This window comes from Bacteroides neonati, from assembly GCF_000499785.1.
Taxonomy (GTDB): domain Bacteria; phylum Bacteroidota; class Bacteroidia; order Bacteroidales; family Bacteroidaceae; genus Bacteroides; species Bacteroides neonati.
This window is the reverse complement of record NZ_HG726019.1, coordinates 220,522-231,880: the sequence shown is the minus strand read 5'-3', so window position 1 is coordinate 231,880 and position 11,359 is coordinate 220,522. Positions and strand designations below refer to the sequence as shown.

Sequence of the window (11,359 nt, the reverse complement as noted above, 5' to 3'; positions counted from 1 at the left end):
TGCAAAACACATGAAAAAAATAAGGTTTACAATAAAAAGCATCATATTCACATTGCTTTTATCATATTTATTCTGCGGATGCACCTTTTTGGATGTGTCGGATGAATTGGCCGGACAGTTGACCAAAGAACAAGTTTTCAACGATCCCCAAAAGACCAGGCAATGGCATCGGAATATATTTACAGGCATACCCGATTACTCGAATATACGTGTAAAAGACATATCAACTTCGGAAAATGGGTTAGGCAACCCATGGACATCTTTATCTGATGAGATAACCTTTGGCACAATGAATGAGTCATATTATGCACTTACAGGAGGATATCATGCAGGTAGCGGAGTTTTTCATCGATGGGGAATATTATATAAGCTTATCCGACAAGCGAATATTTTTCTGAAAGATGCTCACGCTATTCCAATGGCAGGAACACAACTCGACTATTTAGACGAAGCTGAATTAAAGGAGCTAACCGCGCAAGCGCGTTTTTTACGGGCTTACTATTATTATCTGCTATTAGAACTTTATGGACCCGTTCCATTAGTCGATGGAATTTTAGACCCTTATCAAGATGATTTGGATCTACCACGCAATAGCATCGACGAGGTTGCTCAGTATATATGTAAAGAAATGGCGGATTTAATCGCAGAAGAAGGTGGGTTAAGTGAAATAGAAACCCAGCAAGAACGTTTGGCACTTCCTACTAAAGGTGCGGCATTGGCAGTAATAGCCAAAACCCGTATATTAGTTGCAAGTCCACTGTATAATGGAGGTTATACAGAAGCATTGGCGCTTACAAACCCAGACGGGAAACGTATCTTTCCTGACTCAGACCCTAAAAAATGGACAGTAGCATTAGATGCGATTCAAAATTTCATCAAATTCTCGGAGGGAAAATATGAACTCTATAAAGCCTATAGCAATAACCAATATGACGCAGATAAATCATTGTATGAAATGTTCATGTCATACAATAATGAAATAATATGGGCCTCATCCAAAACCTTTTTCGCTAAGATTCAAGACAGCCACGGATACGACAAATACTGTACACCCTTTTCAGAGCAGAAAGGAAATCAAACAGCTTCTATTACACAAGAGTTAGTAGATGATTTTCTGATGAAAGACGGTCTGCCTATAGAAGAATCCAATTTATATAATCCAAATGACAATGGATTTACAAGTGTTGATGGACAAGAAATTTACAATCAGTGGATAAATAGGGAGCCACGCTTTTATCAAACAGTTTTTTATCAAGGCCGCAAATGGCAAGTGAAGAATACACCCATTTATTTCTACTACGGATCACACAATGGTGCCGACAAAACATCCAATTTTCCAGCATGTGGATATCTTTTATTCAAGAGAGAGAGCCGCAAAGTATATAATCAAGGCTCTTATCCTAAAGAGCATTACCGACCTTCTTTTATTTTCCGTTTAGCCGATTTTTATTTATTATATGCAGAAGCAATGAACGAAGTAGATCCGTCCAATACTCTGATCATAGAGTATATAGACAAAATTCGAGAACGTGCAGGTATTCCAAAGTTAGCTGATATAAAACCCGAAATAAAAGGAAATCAAGCAGCACAGCGCGAAGCCATACAACGCGAACGACGGTTAGAGCTTTGTACGGAAGGTCAGCGTTATTTTGATGTACGTCGTTGGATGATAGCAGAAAAAGAGGAATCCAGACAGGGAGGAGAGTTTCATGGCATGAATATGTTTGGAGAAAAAGGCAATAAGTATGACTTTTATAAACGTACCTCCATCGAGAAACGAATTTTCGAACGAAGAATGTATTTATATCCTATTCCACTATCCCAGGTACAAATCAGCAAGCAATTGATACAAAACCCACTATGGTAATAAGATAAAAGAGAAAGTCAATGGAAAGCTTGAATGTCGCTTTCCATTGACTCCCTATCATAGGAATATGATTTTTTGTATCAGATAATTCAAAAAGAAACTTTCAAAAGAAGTTTCTTTTTTGTTTCTTTGCAATATGAACAGCAACGGAAACCGACAAAAAAGATCACCTGAAATATTAAATCAATGAAAAGAAACATCACACTTCTACTTATGTTCATCGTTTATTCTGCGTGGACATCGGCTCAGAATGGCAGACAATCATTTGCCTTTCATGTAGGCTACGGCAATATGCTGGAGGGTACCAGCGGATTAACCATCCGCGATAACAGTTACCAGGATAAACTCTGCAAAGGGGTGAACTGGGATGCTCAATACTACGTGATACCGTTCAAACACCTGGGCTTCGGCTTACTCTATTCGGGGTATTCCGCCCAAGCACGACACGAAGAGGGAGCCGATCATGTGTACACACATTTCATCTCTCCGCAGGCAGGTCTCTACATCATAAACAACAACGCTGTCGACTTGCGATTCAATGCCGGACTCGGCTGGATGTTTTATCGCAACAACGGAGAGGTGTTCTCAAACAGCAGAACAGTGACCACCTCCAATCTGGCAGGGAATCTGGGGCTCAACTTCAACTATAAGCTAAACAGCAACTGGGGCATTGGGGCAGACATTCAGTATCTGATCGCTAAGTTCGGACAAATGGACGTACGTTATCACGACGAAACCATCAAAGTGACCTTTCCCAATGGCGAGTCTTTATCGGGAAGCCGACTGAGTATTTCGGCAGGAATAACCTACTCTTTTTAACTAACACTCAATCCATAAACAAAGATGAAAAAATACATATTCGTACTAATGCTCTTGCTTTGTATCGGCTGCGAGAGTGAAGACACAACGGTAGACACCACGGTGATGCCCGAAGCAACAACCACAGGTGCCGATACATTCGGTTGTTTGATAGACGGATGGCTCTATGTGGGCGGACGCTACGGAGCTCCTCCGGCTACGAGCTCAATCCGCTTTGAGTACTATCCGGCCAAAGATATAGTTAACGTATATGTCTACGTAAAGATGTTGAAGCCGATCAGGTTCACCATCCACTCACCACAGGTAGGAAAAACAACAACCTATACAGATGCCTCCTTCGGGTTTGAGCCTCTGGAAGACGGCAACGTTACCATCACCCATCTGGATAAAAAAAGGAGAATCATCAGCGGTACTTTCGAAGGAGGACAAACCAGCAAAGGGCGGTTCGACGTACACTATCTGGAAATTAAACCGGAACCACAACCATGATGAACATATCTTCGGCTACACTCGACTTCATCCGCACGCACAGTGATGACGATGTACGTACACTGGCTCTACAAGCGAAAAAATATCCGCAGGTGAACATGGAACTCGCTATCAGACAGATAGCCGGACGAAAAGTGCTTGCCGATAAAGTACCTTCGTGGAGTGTAGTAGAAGGGCTACTCTATCCGCGACATCTCTCGTTAGAGCAATGCTCGTCGGAGGCAACTGCAAGCTATAAGGCTGCATTGGCAGCGGGCGATAGCTTTACCGACCTCACCGGAGGATTCGGGATTGACTGTGCGTTTCTTGCCAAGAAGTTTGCCAAGGCTGTTTACGTAGAGCGGCAAGAAGAGCTATGTATGCTAGCAAGCCATAACTTCCCGTTGTTGAGCCTCAACCATATCGAGGTGCACAACGACGACGGAGTGGCTTACCTATGGCGTATGCAACCGGTCGATATGATATTCATCGACCCTGCACGCAGAAACGAACAGGGTGGTAAGACGGTTGCCATATCAGACTGCGAACCGGACGTAGCTGCGCTGGCACCTGTACTCACCAACAAAGCCGGGCGGGTGATGATTAAGCTCTCGCCCATGCTCGACCTCACACTGGCACTGCGGGATATGCCTTATGCATACGAGGCACACATTCTTTCGGTCAACAATGAATGCAAAGAGTTGTTGCTGATGGCGGCCAAGCAGCCTGTGAGGGAGGTAACAATTCATTGTGTTAACTTAACCGCCAAAGGGGCACAGACGTTCTCCTTCACACGCGAAGCCGAACAGGCAGCTCACTGCACCTATGCCGAGCAACCGGAAACTTATTTGTACGAGCCCAACGCCTCCATACTTAAGGCGGGAGCTTTCCGAAAGATTGCTTCTATATATAAGTTGAAGAAGTTGCACCCCAATAGCCACCTATATACATCGAACGAATGGATAGCGGATTTTCCCGGCCGCTCGTTTCGCATTACCGCTACCGGCTCGCTCAACAAAAAGGAACTCAAGGAGTTGATGCAAGGTGCAACGAAAGCAAACATTACAGTACGTAACTTTCCGGCTACGGTGGCCGAACTGCGCAAACGTACCAAACTTTCGGATGGAGGAGACATTTACCTCTTTGCCACCACCCTTGCCAATGAACAGAAAGTACTGATACGCGGCGAAAAACTGTAACACGAACGAAACCTTATTGTCACTCAGCGTTCAAACCGATGTAAAAGATACGAAACGAACCTACCGTACTTTTGCAGCGTATTATTAACGTATGATGACAATAATGAAACAAGTAGGCAAAATTATCTCATTTTTTCTTTTACTATGTATTTTAGGGGGCAACCTTTGGGCCGATGAATACGAAAGCTCAATCAAACAAGGCACCATCAAAGGGCGAATCATCGACACAGGCAAACAAACATTGCCCGGAGCAACCTTGTATATCGAGAAGATACGTACCGGAGTAACCAGCGATGTTAATGGGTTTTACACCTTCTCCAACCTCACTCCCGGCACTTATACTGTAAAAGTTAGCTACGTAGGATACACACCCATAGAGATGAAGATCACAGTTCCGGCAGGCAAAACGCTGGAGAAAGATGTAGTCTTGAGCGAGGGTGTAGAACTGCAAGAGATCGTTGTCGGCGGAGCTTTTCAAGGGCAACGCCGCGCCATCAACGCACAAAAGAACAGTCAAGGCATTAAGAACGTAGTATCGGCCGATCAGGTCGGCAAGTTTCCCGATGCCAATATCGGAGACGCCCTAAAGCGTATCTCGGGTATCAACGTGCAGTACGATCAAGGCGAAGCGCGCTTCGGACAGGTACGCGGCACATCGGCCGATCTTAGCTCGGTGACCATCAACGGCAACCGTATGCCTTCGGCCGAAGGGGATACACGCAATGTGCAACTCGACCTCATACCCGCCGACATGATTCAAACCATCGAAGTAAGCAAAGTCGTTACATCGGATATGGATGGAGACGCTATTGGCGGATCGATCAACCTGGTTACCAAAAACTCACCTTACAAACGTACCATCACTGCCACGGCAGGTAGCGGGTATAACTGGATCAGCGACAAGGCGCAACTCAATCTTGGGCTGACTTACGGTGATCGCTTTTTCAACAAGAAGCTGGGTGTCATGTTATCGGCATCGTATCAAAACGCCCCTTCGGGATCATACAACACGGAGTTTACCTGGAAAGAGGGAACAGACGAAAAAGCATTTGTCAACGATTATCAGATTCGCCAGTACTACGTTACACGCGAGCGTCAGAGCTACTCGGCAGCACTCGACTGGGAGATCAACGCCAACCATAAATTGATGCTCAAAGGTATCTTCAACAATCGCAACGATTGGGAGAACCGCTACCGAACTACCCTCAAAGACCTGAAGCAAGACGGACAGGCGAGCGTGCGTGTGCAAACCAAAGCCGGTACACCGGATAACCGCAATACCCGCTTGGAGCGTCAGCGTACCATGGACGTAACACTCGGTGGTGAACATATTCTGGGGTCTGTCGAGATGGACTGGAATGCCAGTTATGCTCAGGCAAGTGAGTTCCGCCCCAACGAACGCTACATTGACTTTGAACTAAAGAAACAACAGTTCGACCTCGACATAAGCAACCCTCGCCAACCCTTCGCAACACCTCGGTCGGGCTACACCATGACATTGAATGATAAGTTCGGATTAAAGGAGCTCACAGAGCAACAACAGGACATTCAGGAGAAAGATCTCAAACTCTCAGTCAACTTCAAATCGAACCTGAAGAATGGAAGCAAACTGCGCTTTGGTGCCAAAATAGTAAGCAAGAGCAAAGAGAAAGAGGTAGACTTCTACGAATACACCCCACTTGATAAAGGTGTGTTTATGGAAAACAGTTTGAAGAATACGGTCAACCAGAGCACAGACAAGTTTATGCCCAACAAGAAGTACCAAACCGGACTATTTGCCAGCAAAGAATACGTTGGAGGGCTTGATCTGAACAATGGCTCACTTTTCGAGAAAGAGCAGGTACAAGAAGAATTGGCAGGTAACTTCGAAGCCCGCGAAACGGTAACCTCCGGATACGTTCGCTTTGATCAGCGGTTTACAGACAAGATCACTATGGTGGCAGGTATTCGTGCCGAGAACACCGATTTGAGATACACCGGTCGCACCTATGATGATGAGGCCGATCTGACCACGCCTACCGAACGCCAAACGAATAATTACCTCAACTTCCTGCCTTCCTTATTGCTTAAATGGGATGTGAGCGAGGAGTTCAAAGTGCGCGCTTCGTACACCGAAACACTGTCGCGACCTAAATATTCGGCATTGGTGCCCAGCATCAATATCAAACGTTCGGATTCGGAAATAACCATTGGTAACTCCAGCCTGAAACCAACCTTGTCGTACAACATCGACCTGAGTGCCGACTACTACTTCAAAAGCATCGGTTTGGTTAGCGCAGGAGTATTCTACAAGAAAATCAACGATTTTATCGTTAATGAGGTGACGACCAACTACGAGTTCAACGGAACTACATACAACCGACTGATTCAGCCTAAGAACGCCGGCAATGCCAACCTTATAGGTCTCGAAATGGCCTATCAACGCGATTTCGGATTCATCGCCCCTGCCATGAAGCATGTCGGTTTCTACGGAACCTATACGTATACACATACCCGTGTGAAGAACTTCAATTTCGAAGGACGCGAAAACGAAAGCGGATTAAAGCTTCCCGGCTCGCCCGAGCATACCGCCAACGCATCGCTGTATTTCGAGAAGAGCGGCATGAGCCTGCGTTTATCTTATAACTACGCATCGGCGTTCGTCGACGAAATGGGCGAAAGTGCTTTCTACGACCGCTACTACGATGCGGTAGGCTATCTCGATGCCAATGCCAGCTATACGTTTGGCAAAAAGTTGAAAACAACCTTCTACGCCGAAGCCAACAACTTGCTGAACCAACCGCTCCGATACTATCAGGGAACCAAAGACCGCACCATGCAGGCCGAATACTACGGTATCAAAGTCAATGCAGGTATCAAAATAAACTTCTAAAAAAACAAGAATGAACATGAAAATCAAGAACCTACTCCTACTCGCACTCATCGCGTTCAGTACACTGGCTACGGCTCAGATAACAGACTATACGCCGTTCGACAAAAAACTGAACTTTTATATAGCCAACGACTTGGGACGCAATGGTTACTACGACCAAAAGCCCATCGCCGAACTCATGGGCACAATGGGCGAAGAGATAGGACCCGAATTCGTCATAGCCGCAGGAGATGTACATCATTTCGAAGGAGTGCGCAGCATTCACGATCCGCTGTGGATGACCAACTTCGAGCTTGTTTATAGCCACCCGGAACTGATGATCGACTGGTTTCCCGTATTGGGCAATCACGAATATCGAGGAAACACACAGGCCGTAATCGACTACACCAACGTGAGTCGGCGCTGGACGATGCCCGCCCGTTACTATACCCGTGCCTTCGAAGAGAAGGGCATCACCGTGCGCGTTGTATGGCTCGATACGGCTCCACTCATCGACAAGTACCGTAGCGATACGACAACCTACCCTGATGCTTGCCATCAGGACATCAACCTTCAGTTGGCTTGGGCCGACTCGGTATTGGCAGCCGCCAAAGAGGATTGGGTCATCGTGGTAGGCCATCACCCCATCTATGCCGAAACCCCGAAGGATGCCAGCGAACGAAGCGATCTGCAAGCACGCCTGGATCCGGTGCTAAAGAAACATAACGTAGATATGTACATTTGCGGACACATACACAATTTCCAGCATATTCGCCAAGCAGGTAGTAAGATTGACTATATTGTCAACTCATCCGCTTCGCTCTCACGTAAGGTCAAAGCCATCCAAGGCACACAGTTTTGCAGCCCCGAACCCGGATTCTCCGTCTGTTCGGCCGACAAGAAAGAATTGAACCTACGCATGATCGATAAAAAGGGTAATATACTCTATACGGTAAATCGAAAGAAATAACTTCTACTATTAAAGTACACACACTACGGTAAGGCCGCTATCTCGAGATGAGACAGCGGCCTTTTTTTATCCGTTTACATCGTGGGTTTGCGGATTGGGGGGAGTAGTCTTGGGAGGTGCACCGTCGTTCTTCGGGATAGTAGTCTCATTACCATCGCGCATGGCCATATAATGGGGCGACATAATCTCGACACCGGCTTCGTTGAACTTATCTTGAATGTTCTGGTGCAGATCCGAATAAATCTGCATCAGCTTATCGACCTCAAGCACATAGGCATTGATTTGATACACGGGATAGAAGTCGCTCAGCGAGGTTTCGAGCACAAACGGTTCGGGAGCAGCCTGCACACCGGGAGTAGCCCGCGCGGCATCGATCAGCAACTGATGCACCTTGCGCCACGGTGCATCGTAACCGATGGTAACCTCCGAATGAATAATCAACCCGTAGTCGCGTGCCGAGGCACTGTAGTTTACCGTATGCGACGACATGATAAACGAGTTCGGGATAGTGACCAATTCATTCTTGGGTGTACGTATGCGGGTTACCAACGGAGTCTTCTCAACTACATCGCCCGTTGTCTCATTGAGCTTAATACGGTCGCCAATCTTGAAAGCACGCATATAGGTGATAACCATTCCGGCAATGACATTTGCAATCACCGTACTTGACCCAAGCGAGATAATCAATCCGACGAAGACCGATATCCCCTGAAATACTCCCGATTTAGAGCCGGGCAGATAGGGATAAACCATTGCCAGCATAAACGCATAGAGCATGAAACGGCAGATGTGATAAGTCGGAACAGCCCAGTCGGGGTAGAAACCATGAATCTTTAAACGACCCGATTCTATCTCAGCGGCTAAATACCGCAAGCCTCTGACCAGATACCTCACTGCATAATAGATCACAATGATGGTGAACAAATTGGGTATATATTCCACAATGCCCAACAAAATACTCTTAGTTGGATTCCATATATAGGAAAAGATAGTATAGGCCAATGATTTGGTTTGTGGGAATATAGCAAAGAGCAACGGCACGGTAATCAATAACTGGAGCCCCATAACGATGTATCGCCCGATATTGGCCAAGAATATCAATAGGTTGACTTGCTTTTGGGTATCCAACAACTCATAATCTTGAATAGAGATGGCCTTTAAGCGGGTATCCTTAAGCTTGTTGATACGCAGTTTCAGCTTCCGATAAAGCCAGTTTGTCCCCCGGAAGAGTAAATACTGACCTACTAATACCAGAATAAAATAAAGAATCCGTTTGGCCATCTGCCAAGCCCCGTGGGTTTCTTGTAGCTGCTGAAGCTTCTGAACAATGACCAGTCGCTCTTTGGCGGCAAGCTCACTGCGCGAACAGTTGGCCCATAAACCATCCTGATCGGTAAAAGAGATAATAACTTTATTGCCATACATTACATCTGTTACGATGTCTGTGCTGTCCAGGTACACCGAATCGGGATGCAAATTAAACTTTTTGCCCAACTCCTCGATCTTCAACGTAGTCATTTGTGCACGTTCCTGCGGAGACAAGCCGCCACGTTTGGCATATAGGTAAAAGAGCGTATCGCCTTCTACAACCACCGGTACACCCGGAGTTACCTTTCGGAGAGAGTCAATGCGCTGCTTTTGCAAAGCATGTTTCACCGAATCGCCACCATAGGTTTTCATTTTCAATAACTCCATTTCCATCCTTAGCGTGGCTTCACTAAGCCTGGCCGAGTCAAGGGCTTCTGCCATTCGCTTCAACCGGACAGAGTCGTTGCCCTTCGGTGGAACGGTACTCGTACTGGAGTCGGGCCTCAAGAATTGCTGCACGGCTTTTTCTAACTGGGCATTTGCGTGTCCTCCCACAAGCAGCAGCAACAAAGCTATGCATAAGAATCTCTCTCTTTTCATCTTTTAATGAATTACGTTATAAGTTCTTATTTGAAATTAACGCTTCAAACATACGTAATGTTTTTGATATTTCATCAAACAGAATCATTATCTTTGCGCTAAAATACTAAAAGAATATGGACATCTTACTTCTTATCGGAGGACTTATCCTCATCCTACTAGGCGCAAACGGTTTAACAGATGGTGCTGCTTCGGTAGCCATGCGGTTTCGCATCTCACCGATGGTCATCGGACTTACCATCGTAGCTTTCGGTACTTCGGCACCCGAGCTCACGGTCAGCATCTCTTCTGCCTTAAAAGGGAGTGCCGATATAGCCATTGGAAACGTTGTCGGGAGTAATCTTTTCAACACACTGATGATTGTTGGATGTACGGCCTTGGTGGCACCTATCGTTATTACGCGTAATACGCTCCGAAAAGAGATCCCACTCTGTATCTTATCATCCATTGTGCTACTGATCTGTGCCAACGATGTATTCTTAAATGGGGGCAAAGTCAACGTGCTAAGCACTACAGACGGGCTTTTGCTGCTCTGTTTCTTCCTTATCTTTTTGGGCTATACGTTTTCTATGGCCTCAAACAATACCCCAACAGGCGAAGAGGAGGAGATCCGCCAACTCCCTACGTGGAAAGCAACGCTATATATTGTCGGTGGTTTGGCCGGGCTTATCTTCGGCGGAGAATGGTTTATTCAAGGAGCCACCAACATTGCCCGCAATATGGGCATCAGCGAATCGATCATCGGACTCACATTAGTTGCCGGCGGAACTTCACTTCCGGAATTGGCAACCTCCATTGTAGCTGCGTTGAAGAAGAACCCCGAAATAGCAATCGGCAACGTAATAGGTAGCAACCTCTTCAACATCTTCTTCGTGCTCGGATGCAGTGCCTCTATTACCCCACTCTATTTGGCTGGGATCACCAATTTTGATCTGTTATCACTTGTTGCAGCCGGCATTCTGCTTTGGTTATTCGGGTTGTTCTTTGCCAAACGTACCATTACCCGCATAGAAGGAAGCATACTTGTGCTAAGTTACGTAGCCTATACAGCAATACTTATCTATATTAGTTAAAAAGACCCTGAAAAAATAGCTTCCCCACCCAGGTGGGGAGACATTCTCACCGAGGTGGGGAGATGTTCTCACCCGGGTGGGGAGGTTTACCCACCTAGGTGAGAATACAATTATCCCGGCACTCTCTACCCACTACCCCCCGATGATTTACACACCGCTAACTCAAGTTTACTTTATGAAGCCTTGTGCCGAATGTAAGCTAAT

Annotated in this window: 8 protein-coding genes; 7 read left to right on the top strand and 1 reads right to left on the bottom strand. The window is 46.1% G+C overall.

Annotated elements, in window-relative coordinates; translation table 11 throughout:
* Positions 1-10: 10 nt before the first annotated feature.
* The 6 genes from TY03_RS00830 (at position 11) to TY03_RS00805 (ending at position 8,174) form a co-directional block, all read left to right on the top strand.
* Positions 11-1,867, top strand: a complete 1,857-nt coding sequence (locus TY03_RS00830) for a RagB/SusD family nutrient uptake outer membrane protein (RefSeq protein ID WP_042366474.1) — start codon at positions 11-13, stop codon at positions 1,865-1,867.
* A gap of 186 nt (positions 1,868-2,053) precedes the next feature.
* Positions 2,054-2,686, top strand: a complete 633-nt coding sequence (locus tag TY03_RS00825) for an outer membrane beta-barrel protein (protein WP_042366473.1) — start codon at positions 2,054-2,056, stop codon at positions 2,684-2,686.
* Positions 2,687-2,710: 24 nt separating this feature from the next.
* On the top strand, positions 2,711-3,175 hold the full coding sequence (locus TY03_RS00820; RefSeq protein WP_042366472.1) for a hypothetical protein: 465 nt from the start codon (positions 2,711-2,713) through the stop codon (positions 3,173-3,175).
* On the top strand, positions 3,172-4,353 hold the full coding sequence (locus TY03_RS00815; protein WP_042366471.1) for a class I SAM-dependent methyltransferase: 1,182 nt from the start codon (positions 3,172-3,174) through the stop codon (positions 4,351-4,353). Before TY03_RS00820 ends, TY03_RS00815 begins: the two co-directional genes overlap by 4 nt.
* Before the next feature lie 103 nt (positions 4,354-4,456).
* Entirely contained in the window at positions 4,457-7,225 is a 2,769-nt protein-coding gene (locus TY03_RS00810; RefSeq protein WP_042366470.1) for a TonB-dependent receptor, read from the top strand.
* A gap of 16 nt (positions 7,226-7,241) precedes the next feature.
* Positions 7,242-8,174: a metallophosphoesterase gene (locus TY03_RS00805; RefSeq protein WP_042367234.1), complete on the top strand. Its 933-nt coding sequence runs from the start codon at positions 7,242-7,244 to the stop codon at positions 8,172-8,174.
* A gap of 66 nt (positions 8,175-8,240) precedes the next feature.
* Here TY03_RS00805 and TY03_RS00800 read toward each other — a convergent pair whose 3' ends face one another.
* Positions 8,241-10,082 carry a mechanosensitive ion channel family protein gene (locus tag TY03_RS00800; protein ID WP_042366468.1) on the bottom strand — a complete coding sequence of 614 codons (1,842 nt, stop codon included), beginning with the start codon at positions 10,080-10,082 and terminating at the stop codon, positions 8,241-8,243.
* A 116-nt stretch (positions 10,083-10,198) separates the two neighbouring features.
* Here TY03_RS00800 and TY03_RS00795 point away from each other — a divergent pair, with 116 nt between their 5' ends.
* The gene (locus tag TY03_RS00795; RefSeq protein WP_042366466.1) at positions 10,199-11,155 is read left to right on the top strand and encodes a calcium/sodium antiporter; all 957 of its coding nucleotides are present in this window, start codon (positions 10,199-10,201) and stop codon (positions 11,153-11,155) included.
* Positions 11,156-11,359 lie beyond the last annotated feature (204 nt).

Coding starts and splice junctions, on each gene's coding strand:
- TY03_RS00825 (WP_042366473.1), top strand. CDS start 2,054: ATGAAAAGAAACATCACACTTCTACTTATGTTCATCGTTTATTCTGCG.
- TY03_RS00805 (WP_042367234.1), top strand. CDS start 7,242: ATGAAAATCAAGAACCTACTCCTACTCGCACTCATCGCGTTCAGTACA.
- TY03_RS00795 (WP_042366466.1), top strand. CDS start 10,199: ATGGACATCTTACTTCTTATCGGAGGACTTATCCTCATCCTACTAGGC.
- TY03_RS00830 (WP_042366474.1), top strand. CDS start 11: ATGAAAAAAATAAGGTTTACAATAAAAAGCATCATATTCACATTGCTT.
- TY03_RS00800 (WP_042366468.1), bottom strand. CDS start 10,082: ATGAAAAGAGAGAGATTCTTATGCATAGCTTTGTTGCTGCTGCTTGTG.
- TY03_RS00820 (WP_042366472.1), top strand. CDS start 2,711: ATGAAAAAATACATATTCGTACTAATGCTCTTGCTTTGTATCGGCTGC.
- TY03_RS00815 (WP_042366471.1), top strand. CDS start 3,172: ATGATGAACATATCTTCGGCTACACTCGACTTCATCCGCACGCACAGT.
- TY03_RS00810 (WP_042366470.1), top strand. CDS start 4,457: ATGAAACAAGTAGGCAAAATTATCTCATTTTTTCTTTTACTATGTATT.